This window comes from Polyangiaceae bacterium, assembly GCA_015075635.1.
GTDB lineage: Bacteria > Myxococcota_A > Polyangia > Polyangiales > Polyangiaceae > JADJKB01.
In genome coordinates, this window is record JABTUA010000002.1 from 1824675 (window position 1) to 1845070 (window position 20396).

Consider the following 20396-nt stretch of genomic DNA (forward strand, 5'->3'; position numbering starts at 1 on the left):
TTCACACGAGAGCCAACATGAGCCGTTACCTCTTCACGTCCGAGTCCGTCAGCGAAGGCCACCCCGACAAGATGTGCGATCAGATCTCCGACGCCGTCTTGGACGCCTGCTTGAAACGCGACCCCCGGAGCCGCGTGGCCTGCGAGACGCTGTGCAAGACGGGCTTCGTGGTCGTGGCCGGCGAGATCACCACCACCGCCGACCTGGACTTCGGGAAGCTGGCCCGCGGCGTGATCCGCGACATCGGCTACACCAGCTCGGACATGGGCTTCGACGCCGACACCTGCGGTATCTTGGCCGCCATCGAGCCGCAGTCCCCGGACATCAGCCAGGGCGTGACCGAGGGCGAGGGTCTGCACAAGGAGCAGGGCGCCGGCGATCAGGGCCTGATGTTCGGCTACGCCTGTGACGAGACCCCGGAGCTGATGCCTGCCCCGATCATGTACGCGCACCATCTGGTGAAGAAGCTGGCGGACGTGCGCAAGGCCGGCAAGGTGGACTTCCTCCGGCCGGACAGCAAGAGCCAGGTCACCATCGAGTACGAGGACGACCGCCCTAAGCGCATCGACGCCGTCGTGGTCTCCACGCAGCACAGCGCCGACGTGAAGTACAAGACGCTCAAGGAAGCCGTGATGGAGCTCTGCGTGAAGAAGAGCCTGCCGGCGAGCCTGCTCGACAAGAACACCAAGTACTTCATCAACCCGACCGGGCGCTTCGTCATCGGCGGGCCGTTCGGCGACGCGGGCCTCACCGGCCGCAAGATCATCGTGGACACCTACGGCGGGATGGGCCGGCACGGCGGCGGCGCCTTCAGCGGCAAGGATCCGAGCAAGGTCGATCGCTCCGCTTGCTACTACGCGCGTTACGTCGCCAAGAACATCGTCGCCGCGAAGCTCGCCCGCAAGGTCGAGGTGCAGGTCGCCTACGCGATCGGCGTGGCGCGTCCGGTGGGCGTGTACGTGCACACCTTCGGCACCGGCGTCGTCGCCGACGAGGTCTTGCAGAAGTACGTGGCGGAAAAGTTCGACATGCGCCCGAAGGCGCTGATCGAGGAGCTCGACCTCTTGCGCCCCATCTACGGCAAGACCGCCGCCTACGGTCACTTCGGGCGCAAGGAGTTCAGCTGGGAGAGCACCGAGCGCGCGAAGCAGATGGCCGACGACCTCCTGCCCGGCAAGGCGAAGAAGGTCGCGAACGGCTCGAACGGGCACGGCAAGAAGAAGCCCGCCCGGGCCAAGGCCAAGGGCGGCGCCCAAGCCCGCGCGTAGCGTCTCCCGTCCCCGCCCCCGTCCCCGCCCCCGGTGCTGGGACGCCGCACGGAGGCAGGACGTCCACCCAGCTCGGAAAATTCCGTCTGAGCTAGTCTTCTCCCTGTGTGTCCATGTGGGGACCTGCGTGACAGTGGGTCCCCTGCCAGCTACCTTTTCGTGGCGGCGGGCTCCTGTCCCCTGGGTGCCAGCCGTGGCGTGCTCGGCACGCGCTCACGGTTGGTCATGCGGCTCCGACCTCGCACGGCTCTCGCTCTTCCTCTGCTCGCGCCGAGCAGCGGCTTGGCGTCGCGCCGCGCGCAGGCACTTGGCTTCCCCCTCAACCCTCACTTCTTTGGATGAGCAAAATGGCACGTTCGACACTGACTCTGGTTGGGACACTGGGCTTGGCGCTGATCGCCGCGGCCGGCATCGGGTGCTCCGGGGCCGGCGGCAGCAGCGGCGGCAATGGCGCCGCGGCGGGCGTCGGCGGCGGTGGCGGCAACAGCGGTAGCGGCGGCGGCATCAACCTGGGCGGCAACGGCGCCGGCGGCAGCGGCGGCGGCGGCTCGCCGGGCTGGACGTGCACGCCGGGCCAGCCGGAGCCGGGCGCCATCGACATCCCGGGCAACGGCAAGGACGACGACTGCGACGGCACGCCGGACAACGGTCCGCCGGCGAACTGCGACTCCACCATCACGCAGGTCGAGGACAACGACCCGATGCATGCAGCGATGGCCATCGGGCTGTGTCAGATCTCCGATGGTGTGAAGTGGGGCGTCATCGATGCCAAATACGTCAAGGCGGACGGAGCCCCGGTGGACGCCGCGCCCAACGTCTCGTTGCAGCACGGCCTGCTCTCCAAGTTCGGCTCCAGCGTCAACCCGCAGGAGGGCACGCGGATGCTCGGGCTGTCGAGCGGCACGGCCCGCAATCCGACCGATCTCGGCTACCAGCCGGTGAGCGGCTTCGACCCCGGCTCGATGGGCACCACGCCACCCGGCTTCCCCATCGACTCCCCGTCGTGCCCCGGCGTGAACACCGCGAGCGATCCAACGGCCTGGAACCCGGTGGCGCTGGAGGTGAAGATCAAGGCGCCGCTCAACGCCAAGAGCTTCAAGTTCAACTTCAACTTCTACACCTACGAGTTCCCGGTCTACGTCTGCACGCAGTACAACGACTTCTTCGTCGCGCTCCAGAGCCCCGCGCCGCCGAGCGCCCAGCAGGGCAACATCTCGTTCGACAGCCAGGGCAACCCGGTCAGCGTGAACAACGGCTTCCTCGAGGTCTGTTCGCCCCAGACGGCAGGCGGGAAGCAGTTCCCCTGCGCGCAGGGCACCACCGGGCTCCAGGGCACCGGCTTCGAGTCGGGCGCTGCGACGGGCTGGCTCGAGACGGCCTCGCCGGTGTCCGGCGGCAGCGAGTTCACGCTGCGCTTCGCCATCTGGGACATGGGCGACCCGATCCTCGACTCCAGCGTCGTGATCGACAACTTCACCTGGTCCACCGAGGGCGGCGACATTCCCGTGACCAGCCCGGTCCCCGTTCCCAAGTGAGGCGCACGTGCGCTTCGCGATCCGTAGTTGGACCAAATCGACAAGCAGGTTGCATCGGGTAGACTGTGTCGAAGCGATGGCGGAGCCGGGTGCGCTCCGCTCGAGGTGCCAAGACCACCAAGCCCGTCCCCACCAGTGAACGGAGAGGCCCATGAAGACCCAAACCATCGTCGTGATCACCGGGGCGCTCGCGCTCGGCGCAGCCGCGGCAGCCTGCGGGGGAACGGCGGGCGGCACCGCCGACAACCTCTTCACCGGCGGCGCGGGCGGCGCGGGCAATGCGTCCGGCGCCGGAGGCAGCGCGGGCGCCAGCGTGGGCGGCGGCGGCGCCAGCGGCGGCGGGTTGAACATCGGCGGCGCCGCGGGCGGTGGCGGCGGCGGCACGACGTGCACCGCCGGCCCCACCGAGGATCAGGACCAGGACGGCTTCACCATCCAGGACGGCGACTGCAACGACTGCGACGCGAACGCCAACCCCGGCGCCTACGACGTCGCGAACAACCAGGTGGACGAGGACTGCAACGGCACGCCGGACGACACCCCGACCGACTGCGACGGCGCCATCACCGACGTCGCCGACATGGACCCGATGAACGGCGCCCGCGCCATCGGCCTGTGCCAGGTGGCGACGCCGGGCGACAAGAAGTGGGGCGTGCTCGAGGCCAAGTGGGTGGCCGCGGACGGCTCGCCGCTGAACCCCGCCCACGACAACGGGCACGGGCTGCTCACCGCCTTCGGCCCCAACGTGAACTGCCAGGAGGGCAAGCGCATGCTCGGCCTCTCCAGCGGCACGGCGCGCCAGCCCACCGATCCAGGCTACCAGGGGGTGAACGGCTACAGCAGCGGGGTCAAGAGCGCCTGCCCCACCGGCTTCCCCATCGAGTCGCCGTCGTGCAGCGGCGCCGTGTCCGGAAACACAGCCAACGATCCGGCAGGGCTCGAGCTCAAGATCCGCGTACCCACGAACGCCAAGAGCTTCTCGTTCAACTTCAACTTCTACACCTACGAGTGGCCGAACTACGTGTGCACCACCTTCAACGACTTCTTCGTGGCGCTCTTGAACCCCGCGACGAACGCCAACCCGCCGCAGTACGCGAACATCTCGTTCGACACGCAGGGCAACCCGGTCAGCGTGAACAACGCCTTCCTCGAGGCGTGCAACCCCACCATCGGCGCCACCAACCCGGGCGGCAAGAACTTCCCCTGCACGCTGGGCGTCGCCATCTTGCAGGGCACCGGCTTCGACAACGACCACGCCGCCACCGGCTGGCTGGAGACGGTCGCGCCCATCACCCCCGGCAGCGAGATGATCCTGCGCTACGCGGTCTGGGACGCCGGCGATCACATCCTCGACTCCAGCGTGCTGGTCGACAATTTCAAGTTCAGCGCCGACCAGGCCTCCAACACGCCGACCACCAAGCCCGTGCCCACGCCGAAGTGAGCCCGAGGAAGTCATGAACCATCGAGCGATCGGCCTCTTGGCTGGCAGCGCTGCCTTGGCTCTGGCCGCGGCCGCGTGCGGCAGCGCCAGCGGCAGCGGCGGCAACAACACGTTCACCGGAGGCGCCGCGGGGGCCGGCAACGGCAGCGGCACCGGAGCCACCGGCGGCATCAGCCTGGGCGGCAGCGGCGGCGGCCTCGTCATCGACGGCGGCGGCGCCACCGGCGGTGGGACCGTCAACTGCAACTCGGGCCCCACCGAGGACCAGGACAAGGACGGCTTCACCAGCCAGGACGGCGACTGCAACGACTGCGACGCGAACGCCAACCCCGGCGCCTACGACGTCGCCGGCAACAACGTGGACGAGGACTGCAACGGCACGCCCGACGACACGGCCGTGGACTGCGACTCGGCCATCACCAGCGTCGCCGACAACGACCCCATGAACGGCGCGCGCGCCATCGGCCTGTGCGCGCAGGCCACGGCCGGCGACAAGAAGTGGGGCGTGCTCGAGGCCAAGTGGGTCAAGGCCGACGGCTCCGCCGGCATGAACGACCTCGGCCACGGCATGCTGCCGAAGTTCGGCCCCAACGTGAACTGCCAGGAGGGCAAGCGCATGCTCGGCCTCTCCAGCGGCACGGCGCGCGAGCCCACCGACGCCGACTACGCCGACGTGGGCGGCGAGGACATGGGCACGACCAGCCCGCCGCCCGCGGGCTTCCCGGTGGACTCGCCCAGCTGCCCTGGCAACAACACCACCGGCTCGACGGCGAACGACCCGGCGGGGCTCGAGCTCAAGATCCGCGTTCCGACCAACGCCAAGAGCTTCTCCTTCAACTTCAACTTCTACACCTACGAGTGGCCCGACTTCGTGTGCTCCTCGTTCAACGACTCGTTCGTGGCGCTGCAATCACCGGCACCGCCGAACGCGAAGCTCGACAACATCTCGTTCGACAGCCAGGGCAACCCGGTGAGCGTGAACAACAGCTTCGTGGACGCCTGCGGCTGCACCGGCGGCCCGCCGTGTGTGGCCGGTGGCAAGACCTTCCCTTGCGCGCTCGGCACCACCATCCTGCAAGGCACCGGCTTCGGCATGGACACGACCCAATGGGACGACCACGGCGCGACCGGCTGGCTCGAGACCAAGAGCCCGGTGACGCCGGGCAGCGAGGTCATCCTCCGCTTCGCGATCTGGGACGCGGGCGACCACGTGCTGGACTCGACGGTGCTGATCGACAACTTCGAGTTCAGCGCCGACGAGGCGACGGGCACCACGACGAAGCCAGTCCCTACGCCGAAGTGACACTCACCTGACGCAGTTCCGGCCGGCGCTCTTCGCGGCGTAGAGCTGGGTGTCGGCTCGTTCGTAGAGCGCCTCGGGAGTCTGGTCGGTCGCCGCTCGCTCGGCCACGCCGAGGCTGACCGTGACGGGGATGCGCGTTCCCTCCGCGGTGAAGGCCGAGGCCTCGACGGCGCGGCGGATGTGCTCCGCCAGCTGCCAGGCGTGCGCGGCGGGCACGCCGGGGCAGAGCACGGCGAACTCCTCGCCGCCGGTCCGCGCGAAGATGGTACCGGGCGGGACGACCTGGGACACGATCGCCGATGCCTGGCGCAATACGGCGTCGCCCGCGGGGTGGCCGTGGGTGTCGTTGACGCGCTTGAAGTGGTCGAGATCGAAGAGGATCAGGCTGACGGCAGAGCCGTCGAAGCGCGCTCGCCAGAGCACGTTGTGCAGGGTCTCGTCGAAGTGGCTGCGGTTGAAGATGCCGGTGAGACCGTCGTAGCGCATGAGGCGCTGGATCTCCTCGTGGTACGCGGCCTCGACGTTGCCACCGGCGAGGTACTTGAGCAGCACCTTCCCGATGCCGACCCGGTCACCGTCCGCCAGCGGGTGCTCGCCGACCCGGTTCTCGTTCACGTAGGTGCCGTTGGTCGAGCGCAGGTCCTCGATGAAGTGCCGCGTGCCGTCCCAGCGCACCCGGGCGTGGAGCCGGCTCACGCTGTCGAGGTCGAGCTGGAAGCCGCAGCCCACGCCGCGCCCGATGTCCAGGGTCTCCTCCCCCAGAAGGACGCGATGGCCCAGTCGCGGGCCGGCGATGACGACGAGAAACGCCTGACCCGGCGTGCTCTTGCGCCACGAGCGGGTGAAGTCACGCGTGACCGTGACCTCCACGGTGGTCTCGAACAGGTCGTCTCCAGCCACTTCGGGAGAGTGAACCGTATCACACGCCGGGGGAACCCGTGCCAGGGCGATGATGTAGGGGCGTGTGCGGGTAGGCCTCGAAACGGTGCTAGGCTTCGTGCGCGGCCATGATCGCTCCCGCCCCCCGACGGCGCTACAGCTACGAGGAGTACTTGGCGTTCGAGCAGACGGCGAACGTGAAGCACGAGTACTTCGCCGGCGAAATCTACGCCATGGCGGGAGGTACGCCGGAGCACGCCGCGCTGGCAGCGAACGTGACCACGCTGCTCGGCGTCGCGCTCCGCGGGAGGCGCTGCCGCGTCCACAGCGCCGACCTCCGGGTGCGCGTCCGTCAGACCGGCCTCGCGACCTACCCGGACGTGACGGTCGTGTGCGGGGCGGCCGAGTCGGATCCCGCGGACCCGAGCACCATCGTCAATCCGAGCGTCTTGGTCGAAGTGACGAGCAAGAGCACGGAGGACTACGACCGAGGCGAGAAGCTCGAGCATTACCAACACATCCCGAGCGTGAAGGAGATCACGCTCGTCTCCCACCGGGAGCGCCGGCTCGACGTCTTCACCCGAACGGACTCCGGGGAGTGGAGGCACGACAGCTTCGGACCCGGACAGTCGGCGGAGCTCGGTTCGCTCGGCTGCGCGCTCTCCGTCGATGACGTCTGCCACGACGCCTTGACGGGTCAGTCCTTGGTCGGGTGACCCACCAGTCAGTGCACGCCGGCTCCCCTCTCCCGTGAGGGAGAGGGGTTGGCGGTGAGGTGCACCAGGCCCTTCCCCGACGCGAGGTGCACCAGGTTCTCTCCTCACTCAAATGTCGTAGTACAGGAAGTACTCCATCGGCGTCGGGTGCAGCCGCGTGAGCTTCAGGTCGTTCTCGCGCTTGTACTCGAGCCACATGCTGACGACGTCCTTGGTGAAGACGTCGCCCTTCAAGAGGTACTGGTGGTCGCGCTCCAGGGCGTCGAGGCTCTCCTCGAGCGAGGCCGGCATGTGCGGCACGTCCTTCAGCTCCTCCGGCGAGAGCGAGTAGATGTCCTTGTCCAGCGGATCGCCCGGGTCGATCTTGTTCTGGATGCCGTCGAGGCCGGCCATCATCATCGCCGAGAAGATGATGTACGGGTTGCCGGTCGGATCGGGGAAGCGAACCTCGATGCGTCGGGCCTTGGGCGACGGCGAATAGGTCGAGATGCGGATGGCCGCGGAGCGATTGCGGCTCGAGTAGGCCAGGTTCACCGGAGCCTCGTAGCCCGGCACCAAGCGCTTGTAGCTGTTGGTGGTCGGGTTGGTCAGCGCGGCCAGGCTCTTCGCGTGCTTGAGGATCCCGCCGATGTAGAACAAGGCCAGATCCGACATGCCCGCGTAGCCGTCACCGGCGAACAGGGGCTTGCCCTCCGACCAGAGCGACTGGTGGCAGTGCATGCCGTTGCCGTTGTCGCCGAACATCGGCTTCGGCATGAAGGTCGCCGTCTTGCCGTTCTTGTGGGAGACGTTCTTCACGATGTGCTTGAACCACATCAGCTTGTCCGCGCAGCGCAGCAGGCTGTCGTACTTCATGTCGATCTCGCCCTGACCGGCGGTCGCCACCTCGTGGTGGCTGACCTCGACCTCGATGCCGACCTGCTTCATGGTCAGGCAGATGTCGGTGCGGAGATCCATCTGGGAGTCCTGGGGCGAGACCGGGAAGTAGCCCTCCTTGTGGCGGATCTTGTGGCCCAGGTTCGGGCCCTCGTCGCGGCCGGTGTTCCAGTCGGCCTCCACCGAGTCGATGCTGAAGTAGGCCTCGTGCCCGCTGGCGTCGAAGCGCACGTCGTCGAAGATGAAGAACTCCGCCTCCGGGCCGAAGAAGCATGTGTCGGCGATCCCGGTGCTCTTCAGGTACGCCTCGGCCTTCTTCGCGATGTGGCGCGGGTCGCGCGAGTAGTTCTGGCGCGTGATCGTATCCTGCACGGTGCAGAGCAGGCTCAGCGTGGGGTGTTTGGTGAACGGATCCATGACCGCGGTGGCGGGATCCGGGATCAGGAGCATGTCGCTCTGGTTGATGGGCTGGAAGCCGCGGATGGACGAGCCGTCGAAACCGAACCCGTCCTCGAAGCTCTCCATCTCGAGGCGCTCGAAGGGGACCGAGGTGTGCTGCCACTTGCCGGGCAGGTCGATGAACTTGAGATCGACCATGACCGCGCCGTTCTTCTTGCCGAATTCGATGACTTCCTTGGGATTCATTGGCTCTCGTTCTCCTGGTTCCATTTCAGATGGCTTCTTCACCGCGCTCGCCGGTGCGGATCCGCACGGCCTCGTCGATCGGCATGACGAAGATCTTTCCGTCGCCGATGCGTCCGGTCTTGGCGCTCTTCTCGATGGCGTCGATCACTTCCTTCACCATGGCCTCGGGCACGATGATCTCGAGCTTCACCTTGGGCACGAAGTCGACGACGTAGGCCGAGCCTCGATAGACCTCCTTCTTGCCGCCGGTGCGACCGAAGCCCTTCACTTCGGTGACCGTCATGCCTTGGATGCCGACCTCGGACAGGGCGTCCTTCACCTCGTCCAGCTTGAAGGGTTTGATGATTGCTTCGACCTTCTTCATGACGGTGCTCCAGGGCGCCGAGAGCTCCGCTCGGCGCCCGGAGGGAGTAGCCCCTGGCATGTTTCGGAAATGTTTCGGCGCGAGGTCCGAGGGAAACCACAAGTTGTGCACAGGTCCGAGCGCTAGGGATCGCCGAGAAGCGCCGCAAATTCCGGGGAGCTCCGGGGTCGCCCGGCGGCCAGGGTGCGAAAAGTCTTCGTACGTGTCTGCCCGATGGGCGGCACGCGGCAGCTCCTGCCCCCGCCGTACGAGCTGAACATGCCGTAGTCCCAGGCCACGCCGGCGGCGCCGCAGCCGCGCCGCGCCCGTGCCAAGAGCCGCATCCCCACCTCGAAGCAGCGCCCGAGCGCGTCGGGGTCATCGCCGAGCAGCGAGCTGGCGAATGCCTCGCGTCGCGCGGGATCCGCGAGTACGCGCGCGCGCTCGTCGGGCAAGAGCCAGCTGGCCACGCGCGGTCCTTGATCGAGCGCGACCTGGACCAAGCACGCCTCGCGGTTCGGCCCCCGACCGAGCGGCGGATGACCGAACTGAATGTCTTCGCGCAGCCCCGACTCGTGGAGCACGACCGTCAGCGTCGCGAGCGCCAACGTGCGGGCGGTGCCCGGCCAGCCGAGCGGCTCGCAGTCCGGCGCGCCGCAGGCCATCAGGCGCGACGACGTACCTGCCAGCGCCTTGGCGATGCCGGCGAAGCGTGAGAGCGCGCGCGTCCGTGTCTCGACCCGAACCCACCCGCCGCGGACCGCGGAGTACGCTGGCGCCCGGCACGAGGCCGACGGCTCGGCGCACGCCGGCGCGAGCTCGCAGCTCGGGGTCTTCGGGTCCGTGCCACACTCGGGGACGAGCTCGCGCGAGTACGGCGACTGGCCCGGGTGCCCGTGCTGCACCATCAGCGCGAGCAGGAGCTCGGGGAGCGAGAGCTGCGCCACCGCGAGAGGCTCCCCGAGATCGCGCGGCTCGGCGAGCACGTTCGCGATTCCGTCGTGAGTCGCGCGACTTGCGGCGGCGCCGGCCCGGGGGCCCGGGTTCAGGACGTCCGTTTGAGCATGCGGTAGGCGGGCAGCGACGGCGGCGGCGGCAACATCGACGGCTCGAACGACTCGGGCGGCTCGTCGCCGAAGCACACGCCGAGCTGACGCCCGGTCACGAGGACGTCGGAGTCCGGGGGCACGGTGCGGATGCGCTGCGTGCCTTCCGCGAGCGGTACCAGCCGGATGTCGCTGCCTCGCAGGGCGACCAGACCGCTCACGTTGGTCTCGGCGATGAAGCGCGTCGCCGCGCAGCCGAGCCGGAGCGACAGCACGCGATCGGTCATCACTGGGCTGCCGCCGCGCTGAAGGTGGCCGAGCACGATGCTGCGGGTCTCCTTGCCGGTGCGCGCCTGGATCTCCCGCGCCACGCGCTCGGCGATGCCGCCGAGCTGGCCGTGCTCCTTGAACTCGTCGGCCTGCTCCTTGAACAAGGCCTCGCCGCCGACGGGCATCGCGCCCTCCGCGACCACCACGATGGCGAAGCGTCGGTTCATGGCTTCGCGCCAGCGGATCTTGTCGCACACGCGCTCGATGTCGAACGGGATCTCCGGGATCAGGATCACGTCGGCCCCGCCGGCGATGCCGGAGTACAGGGCGATCCAGCCGGCGTTTCGTCCCATCACCTCGACGGTCATCACTCGCTCGTGGGCCTGCGCGGTGGTGTGCAGCTTGTCGATGGCCTCGGTCGCGGTCGCGACCGCGGTGTCGAAGCCGAAGGTCAGATCCGTCCCGGAGAGGTCGTTGTCGATGGTCTTGGGCACCGCGATCACGCGGCGGAGGCCGCGCTCGAGCAGCTTGGCGGCCAGCTTGATCGAACCGTCGCCGCCGATGGCCACCAGGGCGTCCACGCCGAGCTCGTCCAGGCGCTGGATCACCCGGCCCGACACGTCGGTGGGCACCAGCTCGCCGTTCTGCAACACGGGATAGTGGAACGGGTCCCCCCGGTTGGTGCTGCCCAGGATGGTACCGCCCAAGTGGTGGATGCCACGCACGCTGTTGCGGTCGAGCGACACCACCCCGTCCGGCTCGTCGAGCAAGCCGCGATAGCCGTGACGGATCCCGAGCACCTCCCAGCCGCGGCTCATGCCGCTGATGGCGACCGCGCGGATCACCGCGTTGAGGCCCGGCGCGTCACCTCCACCCGTGTTGACGGCAATCCTTCGAATCATGGCGGTCCGCAATGTAGACTCGCTCGCGGCGCGTGTCTCCCATGGCGAACGCGGCAGAAGACCGCGCAGTTTTTACATGAAGCAGCCTCCTTCTCCGTTGAAGCTCGGGCGCTACCCCACCCCGGTGTTTCGCGCCGACGTGCTCTGTTCGGAGCGCGCCGAGCTCTGGATCAAGAACGACGGGCTCTCCGCCGAGCCGTACGGCGGCAACAAAGTGCGGAAGCTCGAGCTGATCCTGGCTGAGGCCGTGCGCCGCGGCGCCAAGCGCATCGTGACCACCGGAGCAGGGGGCAGCCATCACGTGCTCGCCACCGCCACCTACGCCCGGTCCGTCGGCATTCCCGTGTTCGCGGTGCTCTGCCCCCAGCCCTGGACGCCTCACGCCGAGACCACCCTGCGCGCGTCCCTGGGCCTCGGCATCGACGTCGCCGTGGTGGGCTCGATGCGCGCCGTGCCGTTCGGTGTCGCGCGGAACCTCGGTCGCGGCGACTTCTTCGTGCCCGCCGGCGGCTCGAGCACGCTGGGCACGCTGGGCTACGCCCACGCCGTGACGGAGCTCCTGGACCAGATCCGCCGCGGCGACGCTCCGGAGCCGGACGTCATCGTCGCGCCGCTCGGCTCCGGCGGCACGGTGGCGGGGCTCCTCGCCGGCGTGCTGCGTGAGGGACTCCGCTCCCGGGTCGTCGGTGTGTCGGTCGCGGTCCGAGCACCGCTCGGAAGGGCCGTCGTCCTCGCCCTCGGGCGGGCGGCGACCCGCACCGACGGCGGTGACGCCGGCTTGCTTCGCCTCGGGCGGGCGCTGGAAGTGGACGACGCGCACCTGGGAGCCGGCTACGGGCACTCGACCCCGGCTGGAGAGAGCGCGACGCGCGACGCGGCGAGCGTCGGGCTCGAGCTGGATCCGACCTACACCGCGAAGACCTTCGCGCGCGCGCTGGAGGAGCTCCGGGTGCCCGCGCCCTCCCGGCGGACCGTCCTGTACTGGCACACCCTTTCGGCAGCCCCGCTCGCGCCGCTGCTCGAAAACGCGCCTGCGAGCGTCCCGAGCGAGCTCGCGAGCCTTCTGCCTCGAGGGCTGAGCTCCCGGTAATTCCGGCGGATTTTCGCCGCCCGAGGGCCGTGCTTTCTCGCGCTCCTTGGCCTCCCTTGCTAACGTGACGCCGTTAGGCGCCGCGCACACGAATGGCTTCCCCCTCGAACAAATCGCAGGTCCCGGTGGGGACCGTCCTGGAGGGGAAGTTCCGCATCACCAAGGAGATCGGTCGCGGCGGCATGGCCGCGGTCTACGAGGCCGAGAACATCACCCTCGGCAAGCGCGTGGCGGTCAAGATCCTGGCCGCCGAGCTGGTGACCTCGCGCATCGTGCGCGAGCGCTTCCTGCGCGAAGCGCGGGCGGCTGCCGCGATTCGCAGTCCCAACATCTGCGACGTCTACGACTCCGGCATGTACGACGGCCGCCCGTTCCTGGTGATGGAGCTGCTGGAGGGCGAGAGCCTGTACGACATGATGACGCGCGTGCGCCGCATCGACGCGGACACGACCTTGGCCGTCATCACCCAGGCGGCGCGCGGCCTGCAAAAGGCTCACGAGTCGAGCGTCATCCACCGCGATCTGAAGCCCGAGAACATCTTCGTGACCAAGACGCCCGAGGGCGAGATGGTGGTCAAGCTCTTGGATTTCGGCCTGGCGAAGTTTTACGAGCAGACCGGCGACGCGGCCTCACCGCGCCTGACCCGGGAAGGCGCCTTGTTCGGCACGCCGGCCTACATGAGCCCGGAGCAGGCCAAGGGACAGGGCGAGGTCGATCACCGCGCCGATCTCTGGGCGCTGGGCTGCATCGTCTACGAGTGCCTGACGGGGACGACGGTGTGGAACGTCGACCAGGGCGTGGCGATGATCCTGGCGCAGATCGCCGGAGCACCGATCCCGAAGCCGTCCAAGCTGCGCCCCGACCTGCCGCCGCAGTTCGACCAGTGGTTCGTCAAGGCGCTCGAGCGCGATCCGCAGAAGCGCTTCCAGAACGCCAAAGAGCTGGCCCAAACGCTGGCCGAGGCGCTGACGCCGGCTACCAGCGTGGCCCCACCCGCCTGGCGGCAGAGCTCGGCGCCGAGCGCCGAAGAAGGCGCCTTGGTCGACCAGCTGGTCGACGAGAGCAAGGCCGCGCCGTCGGCGGCACCGCGAGCTCCGGCCCCCGCCTCGAGCCCCGCGGAGCAAGTGCTCAGCGTCCCCACGCCGAGCAAGAAGAGCGGGCTCGGGCCCGTCGGCGCGCTGCTCGGGGTCGCGGCGCTCGCCCTCGGCGGGTACGCGGTCTGGTTCTACGTGCTGCACCCGCCAGCTACCGGCGCGGCGCCCACGCCGAGCGCCTCGGTCGCCCCGAGCGCATCCGCCGCCACCGCGCCCACCGCGCCCACCTACGATCGCCCGCTCGAGACCGACGGCTACGCCAAACACGTCTCGGAGGCCCAGGAGCTGCTCCAAAACGGCAAGGGAGAGGCTTCCCTCGCTGCCTTCAAGGAGGCGTTCAACAACGGCGGCTCGGGCGTCGCGCGCGGTCTGCTCAGCCACGCCGCGGTGGCCATCCCTTCCAGCGGCGGCAAGTGCAAGGCCACGGGCCTCGGGCGCCCGCGCCCGTTCGAGCGCACGACGCCGAGCTCGCGGCCGGATCTGGTGGTCACGGCGGCGGGGCCGGTGGTGGTCTGGGTCGACAACCAGCAGGACGCGGCGCGCCGCCAGGCGTTCACCGCGCTGCTCGACAGCGCGCTGCGCCGCGTGTCACCGGCCCGGCTGGTGACCCCGGAGGCCACGTCGGCGCGACACACGCAGCTGCTCGCCGCCGGCGAGAGGCTCGCGCTCTTGTTCTGGGAGGACGGAGGCAACGAGCCCGGCGTGTACGCGCGCCTGCTCGAGAGCGACGGGCGCATGGCGGGGCCGAGCAAGCGCGTGTCGGCGGTCAAGCGCCAGGAGTACTACCCGACGATTTCACGAGCGCTGGACGGCTCGTACTGGGTGGTGTGGGAGGAGACGTTCGAGGACGGAGTGGACCTGGCGGCGCGCCACCTCTCGGCCGAGCTCGAGCCGCTGGGCGAAGCAGTGCGCTTGACGGCCCTGGGCGCCGGCCGCGACGGCCACGGCGGCATCGCCAGCCGGCCCAGCCTCGACATCGCCGAGGGATCGCTGGTGATCGCGTTCGCGCTGGAGCGCGACAAGAAGCGCCGCGTGATGCTGCTCGACGTCGCCATGACCGATCCGGGGCTCGCCGCCGGCGTGAAGGCCACGGGCAAGAAGAAGCTCGAGGACCGCAGCGTCGGCAAGCTCTTCGCGGTCAGCAACACCCAGGGCAAGCAGGGCGAGGCGCGCGTCGCGTGCGAGAAGGCCGACTGCTTCGTGGTCTGGGACGACGGCAAGTCGGGGGCCCTGGCGGCGTTCTTCGACCGCGCCAAAGGTCAGACCATCTGGCACCGGGAGTTCGCCCGGAGCGGCTCGGCGCCCTCCCTGGCGAAGAGCCCGACCGGCGCCATGCTCACCTACTTCGAGGGCAACCGCGTGAGGCTCGCCAACATGACCCGCGACGGTGTCGAGCCGGCGGGGGTGGTGGCCAAGGTCGGCGGCATTCAGCCCTACCCGGCGATCGCGGCGGGGCCCAAGCCCGGTCAATGGTACATTTCCTGGCGAGACTACGAATCCGGGCATCTCGAAGCCTACGTGGTCCGGGCTGAGTGTCAGTGAACCGTCCGAGCTCGTCTCCCCCATCCGCTCGTCTGGTGGCCCCGACGCATCAGATGCTGTCGATCCCCGCGCGCTCCACGCTGCGGCGCTCGCCCATCGAGACCCCCCGCCTCGTGCTCCTGCCCATCGAGCAGAGTGACGGCCGGGAGCTCTGGCACGCGGTGGACGGCTCGCGCTGGCACCTGGAGCGCTGGCTGCCCTGGGTGCCCTTCAACAACACCCCCGATGCCAGTCAGCGCTACGCGGACGCGTGCGCGGCCGACTGGGATGCGGGGCGCGCGGTGCGCTTCGCGATCCGCGACCGCGTCAGCCGCGAGCTGCTCGGCGTCGCGGGGCTCGACTCCTGCATCCACCTGCACCGTTCGTGCGAGCTCGGCTATTGGCTGCGCCGAGACGCGACGGGGCGCGGCCTGATGACCGAGGCCGCGCGTGCCGCGGTCCAATTCGCATTCGAGCGCTTGGCCGTGCACCGAATGCGCTGCGCCGCTGCAACCGACAACCACGCCAGCCTGCGCGTCATCGCCCGCCTCGGCTTCCGTTTCGAGGGCATCGCCCGTCAGGCCGAGTTCGTCGGCTCGCGCTGGCTCGACCACGCCGTGTTCGCTCGGCTGGCGACGGACCCGTGAGCGCTGCGCCCGCCCTCGAGCGACGACGGCGGCTCAGCTTCCTCCCGCTCGCTCCCCTCGCCGTGATCGCGCTCGGCGTCGCGACGGCGGTGGTCGTGGCCTGGGTGGGTCTCGGTCAGCTCGACGAGCAGAGCCACGCGGCGGCGCAGCACCGCGCGCAGCTCCTGTCCGCGGCGCTCGCCGCACGCCTCCAGGCCACCGAGCCCGAGGCGAAGCCCGCTGTGATCGCGCGGGCAGCCGAGCGCTCCGGGCTGAGCGTCGCGCTGCTCGACGAGGGCGGCGCCGTCGTGCACCAGAGCGGAGACGCCCCCTTCGACGCTGCCGAGGACTGGGTGCTCTCCCCGAGCGGAAGCGGCAAGCTGGCCGTGCACGCCGAGCTCGCGAGTGTACGCCCCGACCCGAGCTCGCTCTTCGCGTCGGTGGCGGCGCTGACCTGGATCCTGGTGGGGGCCGCGGCGCTCGTGGCCTTCGCCATCGCGCGCGACGTACGCTCCGACGTCGCCTACGTGGAGCGCCGCATCACCGAGATGGCGCGCGAGGACCGGGAGCCGGCCGGGAAGCTGATCCCGGCTCGCACCATCGACCAAGTCGGCAGGCTGACGGTCGCCTTCAACGGGCTCGTCGAGCGGTTCACGGCCGCCGAGCGCGCCTACCGCCAGGATCTCGCCGGCGCCCTGGCCTACGATCGCGACCGCAGCGCGTTCCTGGCCGCGCTGTCCCACGAGCTCAGGACGCCACTGAACGCCATCTTGGGCTTCGCCGACGTGCTCTTGGCCGAGGTGGACGGGCCCCTGGGAGCCGACGCGCGCGAGAACCTCGAGGTCGTGCGCTCGAGCGGCCAGCACCTGCGCGAGCTGATCGACGACATCCTGGAGCTGTCCGCCCTGGAGAGCGGCGAGCTCGAGCTGTCGCCGCAAACGGTGGACCTCTGGTCGGTCGCCGAGGACGTGGTGCGCGAAGCTCGCATCAACGCCCAGGACAAACCTCTCGAGGTCGTGCTCGACGGCGAGCCGCTCGAGATCTGGGGCGACGCGCGCCGCATCCGGCAGATCCTGGCCAACGTGGTCGGCAACGCGGTGAAGTTCACCCGCGAGGGCAAGGTGACGGTCTCCGTCGAGGCGCAGTCGGAGCGCTGGGCGAAGATCTCGGTCCGCGACACCGGCCCGGGCATCGCGCCGGAGGATCAGGCCAGCATCTTCGACGAATACCGCCAGGCAGGCGACGTGGCCACGCGACGCGCCGGCTCGGGCCTGGGCCTCGCCATCACACGGCGCCTCTTGCAGATGCACGACGGTAGCATCGATCTCGAGAGCAGCTTGGGCGAGGGCTCGGTGTTCCGCATCTTCTTGCCGCGACAGGCCCCGGCCCCGAAGGCCGAGGAGGCCCAGGCGTGATCCCGCGCCTGTCCCCGCTCGAGGTCCGCGTGCTCGGCTGGCAAGCCGCGTTCGCGCTGGGCACTGCGGTGCTGGTGGCCCCGCTGGTACCGCGGCTCCTGCTCTTGTCCGGCGCGGTCCAGGAGGCCATCACTCGGGTGCTGCTCTACGCCGTCGGAACCGGGGGAGCGGTCGCGCTGGTGCACAACGCCATCGTGCTCAGCCGGCATCGCCCGCTGCTCGGCTCGCTGGGCGGCACGCCGGGCGCGGTTTCTCCCGTGGACCTGGCCGCCTTCGGTGAAGACAGCGGTCGCGTCGTGACGGGTTGGGTCGCTCCACCCTTGGCTGGACTGGCGCTGACCGGCACGCTGTTTCGTCCCGCGCTGGTCGACCTGACCACCGGCGTCAGCGTGGCGTTGCTCGGCACGGTGTTCGTCGCTGCAGCGAGCCTGCCGCTCAGCGTGCTCGTGCGTGGGGCCTTCGCCGAGACCCTGGAGCGGGTGCCGCCGGACGCGATGCGCTCGGTGATCGAGGCCGAAGAGAAGCAGGGCACCCTCAAGCGCTACATCCCGCGCCGGCTGCTGTTCGCCGTGGCCCTGCCGGTGGCGCTCGTCTCCATCGGCGCCGCCCTGGTGACCAACGCGGTGGTGCGGCGCGCGGACGAGCGGGACCGCGAGGCGCTGGCGCGCCTGCTGGCCCGCGCCGCGCTGGACGCCAGCGCTGGCACGCTCGAAGCCGCCGGCGTGGAGGAGGCCATCTGGGTGGCCGAGCGAGCGGGCTACGTCGTCACGCTCAACCGTTGGGTCGCACCTGCCCGGACGGAGCATGAGCGAGGCGGCGCCATCGAGGTCTCCACGCCGCTCGAGCAGGGCACCGCCCACGTGCGCTTCGGCGCCTCGAGCGTGGGCGTGTTCGGCCCGGTGTCCATGGTGGTCTCGCTCCTGGCCGTGGCGCTGGCCGCGCTGTTCGGGCTCGGGCTCGGCCGCGCGCTGAACGACGACGTCGCCACCGCCACGCGCGGGGTACGCTTGCTCGGCACCGACAGCGTGATCGGCGGCAGTACCCGCGTGATGCGCCCGGTGCGCTTTCGTGTGGTGGAGGAGCTGGGCCTGGCCATCGAACGCCTGGCCGATCGCTTCCGCGTCTTCGCCCGCGCGCAGGAGCGGGCCATCGCCGCACGAGAGCGCGCGGCGCGCATGCGCGGCCTGTTCTTCGCCAGCGTGAGCCACGATCTGAAGAGCCCGCTGAACGCCATCTTGGGCTTCACCGATCTGGTGCGCGACACCGAGACGCTGAGCGCGGGCCAGCTCGAGAGCCTGGACCTGATCGCCAAGCGCGGCCGCGAGCTCTTGGCGCTGATCGAGACCATCCTGGACGCATCGCGCGTCGAGGCGAGGCAGCTGACGCTGGTGCGCGAGCGCGTGCGGGTGGAGGAGCTGTTCGAGGAGGCGCTGGCCAAGGGCCGAGATCTGGGAGGTGACCCGGAGATCGAGGTGATCGCCGAGATCGTCGGCGGAGTGCCCGACCTTCACGTCGATCGCCTGCGCCTCACGCGGGCCCTGGCGACCATCATCGGTCACGCCCTGCGCTCCAGCGAGCGGGCTCACGTCCGCATGCGCGCCGCGCCCTCGCGCGCCGGCGGCGCTCGCATCGACGTCGAAGTCCCCAGCACACGCGTGCCGGCTCGGGAGCTCGCCGGCATGCTCGACCCGAACCCCGACCCCGGGGAGCGGGAGCACCGCGGCCTGGCGCTCGGGCTTTCCCTGGCGAGAGCCATCATCGAGCTCCACGGCGGCAGCGTCGCGGTGACGGACCGCGGAACGAAGGGCAGTGTCTTCACGGTACGCATCCCGGTCGGCGTGGAAGAGTGACGCGCCCCGGATTTGTTCCGTATGATGCCCGGCCATGACCGATCTGGACCGCCTGGACGCCACCGCGCTCGCGGAGCTCGTGCGAACGAAGCAGGCCACGCCGCTCGAGCTCGTCGAGCACGCCATCGGCCGCATCGAGAAGCTGAACCCCGCGCTGAACGCCGTGGTCACGCCGATGTTCGACTCGGCGCGCGATGCCGCGAGGAAGCCGCTGGGCTCGGGTCCCTTCGCCGGCGTTCCGTTCTTGGTCAAAGACATCCTCGCGGCGGTGGACGGCGTTCGCTACACCAGCGGCTCACGCATGCTGGCCGACTTCGTGGCGCACGAGGACAGCGTGCTGGTCGAGCGCTTGCGGGCGGCCGGCTTCATCTTCGTCGGCAAGACGAACGTGCCGGAGTTCGGCTTTCTGCCGACCACCGAGCCGGTCCTGTTCGGCCCCTGCAAGAACCCCTGGAACCTCGCGCACTCCACTGGCGGCTCGAGCGGTGGTTCTTCGGCGGCGGTCGCCGCGCGAATGGTGCCCGCCGCCCACGCCAACGACGGCGGCGGCTCGATCCGCATCCCGGCAGCGTGCTGCGGGCTGTTCGGGCTCAAGCCCACGCGCGGCCGCAACAGCCTCGGACCCGCCCTGGGCGACGTGATGGGCGGCCTGGTGGCCGAGCACGCCGTGACCTTGTCGGTGCGCGACAGCGCGGCCATCCTCGACGCGACGCACGGTCCCTCGATCGGCGACCCGTATTTCGCCGTGCCGCCCCTGCGCCCCTTCGTCGAGGAGGCGCGCACGCGGCCGGGGAAGCTGCGCATCGGCGTGTCGGCCCGGCCCATCTCCGGGGTGGACGTGCACCCGGACTGCGTGGCTGCGCTGGACGACGCGAAGAAGCTGCTCGCCGAGCTGGGCCACGACGTCGTCGAGCGCGACGTGTTCCTGCCGGCTGACATGTTCATGGAGGCGTTCTCGGTGCTCTGGACCGCCGGAGCCGCGGCGACCCTCGACGGGCTCGCGCTGCTCACGGGACGCAAGGCCAGCCCCGACAACGTCGAGCCGATGAGCTGGGCGCTGGCCGAGGCGGGCCGACAGCGCGGGGCCCACGAGTACTTGATCTCGATCAGCATCCTGCAGCGCCTCTCCCGGGAGTGGGCGAAGCAGCGCGCCGACCTCGACGTGCTCGTCACGCCCACCTTGGCGCGACCACCGGCGCCCCTCGGCAGCTTCGACGTCCCCGACAATCCCCTCGCGGGTCTGTTCCTCGCGGCCGAATACGCGCCCTTCACACCGCTGCAGAACATGACCGGCGAGCCCGCGGCGAACGTCCCCCTCTTCTGGAACGCCGACGGGCTGCCGGTCGGTGTGCAGCTCGTCGGGCGGTACGGTGACGAAGCCACGCTGCTCAGGCTGTCGGCCCAGCTCGAGGAGGCTCGCCCCTGGGCGTCTCGCGTCCCGCCCATCGCGCGCTGACCCGGGCGGCGCTGTGCCTCGGGCTCTGGGCACTCCCGGCGCGGGCGGAGGACCCGCCTGCGGCCGAGCCGCCGGAGATCACCGGCGTCGAACGACAGGAGTCGGAGCCCGGAGATCCGG

General features: G+C 70.0%; 16 protein-coding genes. 11 read left to right on the forward strand and 5 right to left on the reverse strand.

Going from position 1 to position 20396, the window contains the following annotated elements:
* The first annotated feature begins 17 nt into the window (after positions 1-17).
* The 4 genes from HS104_24440 to HS104_24455 all read left to right on the forward strand — a co-directional run bounded on the left by HS104_24440 (position 18) and on the right by HS104_24455 (position 5547).
* Entirely contained in the window at positions 18-1268 is a 1251-nt protein-coding gene (locus tag HS104_24440; protein MBE7483109.1) for a methionine adenosyltransferase, read from the forward strand.
* Positions 1269-1615: 347 nt separating this feature from the next.
* Positions 1616-2803, forward strand: a complete 1188-nt coding sequence (locus HS104_24445; GenBank protein ID MBE7483110.1) for a hypothetical protein — start codon at positions 1616-1618, stop codon at positions 2801-2803.
* Positions 2804-2954: 151 nt separating this feature from the next.
* Positions 2955-4244: a hypothetical protein gene (locus HS104_24450; protein MBE7483111.1), complete on the forward strand. Its 1290-nt coding sequence runs from the start codon at positions 2955-2957 to the stop codon at positions 4242-4244.
* A 13-nt stretch (positions 4245-4257) separates the two neighbouring features.
* Positions 4258-5547, forward strand: a complete 1290-nt coding sequence (locus HS104_24455) for a hypothetical protein (protein ID MBE7483112.1) — start codon at positions 4258-4260, stop codon at positions 5545-5547.
* Positions 5548-5550: 3 nt separating this feature from the next.
* On the opposite strand, the gene HS104_24460 is transcribed toward HS104_24455, so the two are convergent.
* Entirely contained in the window at positions 5551-6447 is an 897-nt protein-coding gene (locus HS104_24460; GenBank protein MBE7483113.1) for a GGDEF domain-containing protein, read from the reverse strand.
* A 107-nt stretch (positions 6448-6554) separates the two neighbouring features.
* On the opposite strand from HS104_24460, the gene HS104_24465 reads away from it, so the two are divergent.
* Positions 6555-7142 carry a Uma2 family endonuclease gene (locus HS104_24465; protein ID MBE7483114.1) on the forward strand — a complete coding sequence of 196 codons (588 nt, stop codon included), beginning with the start codon at positions 6555-6557 and terminating at the stop codon, positions 7140-7142.
* Between the two features lie 108 nt (positions 7143-7250).
* Here the strand turns inward: HS104_24465 and glnA are convergent, their stop codons facing one another.
* From glnA to HS104_24485, 4 genes are all read right to left on the reverse strand, one after another.
* On the reverse strand, positions 7251-8663 hold the full coding sequence (glnA, locus tag HS104_24470) for a type I glutamate--ammonia ligase (GenBank protein ID MBE7483115.1): 1413 nt from the start codon (positions 8661-8663) through the stop codon (positions 7251-7253).
* Positions 8664-8688: 25 nt separating this feature from the next.
* A complete protein-coding gene (locus HS104_24475; GenBank protein MBE7483116.1) occupies positions 8689-9027 on the reverse strand; it encodes a P-II family nitrogen regulator in 339 nt (112 codons plus the stop codon).
* 122 nt (positions 9028-9149) lie between these two features.
* Entirely contained in the window at positions 9150-9992 is an 843-nt protein-coding gene (locus HS104_24480; protein MBE7483117.1) for a hypothetical protein, read from the reverse strand.
* A 59-nt stretch (positions 9993-10051) separates the two neighbouring features.
* A complete protein-coding gene (locus HS104_24485) occupies positions 10052-11224 on the reverse strand; it encodes an ATP-dependent 6-phosphofructokinase (protein ID MBE7483118.1) in 1173 nt (390 codons plus the stop codon).
* A 76-nt stretch (positions 11225-11300) separates the two neighbouring features.
* Between HS104_24485 and HS104_24490 the strand changes: the two genes are divergently transcribed.
* The 6 genes from HS104_24490 to HS104_24515 all read left to right on the forward strand — a co-directional run bounded on the left by HS104_24490 (position 11301) and on the right by HS104_24515 (position 20276).
* Entirely contained in the window at positions 11301-12314 is a 1014-nt protein-coding gene (locus HS104_24490) for a pyridoxal-phosphate dependent enzyme (protein MBE7483119.1), read from the forward strand.
* Positions 12315-12406: 92 nt separating this feature from the next.
* The gene (locus HS104_24495) at positions 12407-14950 is read left to right on the forward strand and encodes a serine/threonine protein kinase (protein ID MBE7483120.1); all 2544 of its coding nucleotides are present in this window, start codon (positions 12407-12409) and stop codon (positions 14948-14950) included.
* 53 nt (positions 14951-15003) lie between these two features.
* A complete protein-coding gene (locus tag HS104_24500) occupies positions 15004-15576 on the forward strand; it encodes a GNAT family N-acetyltransferase (protein MBE7483121.1) in 573 nt (190 codons plus the stop codon).
* Positions 15573-16970, forward strand: a complete 1398-nt coding sequence (locus tag HS104_24505) for a HAMP domain-containing histidine kinase (GenBank protein MBE7483122.1) — start codon at positions 15573-15575, stop codon at positions 16968-16970. Before HS104_24500 ends, HS104_24505 begins: the two co-directional genes overlap by 4 nt.
* The gene (locus tag HS104_24510) at positions 16967-18820 is read left to right on the forward strand and encodes a HAMP domain-containing histidine kinase (GenBank protein MBE7483123.1); all 1854 of its coding nucleotides are present in this window, start codon (positions 16967-16969) and stop codon (positions 18818-18820) included. Before HS104_24505 ends, HS104_24510 begins: the two co-directional genes overlap by 4 nt.
* Positions 18821-18854: 34 nt before the next feature.
* Positions 18855-20276, forward strand: coding sequence for an amidase (locus HS104_24515; protein ID MBE7483124.1), 1422 nt, complete (start codon positions 18855-18857; stop codon positions 20274-20276).
* Positions 20277-20396: the final 120 nt, after the last annotated feature.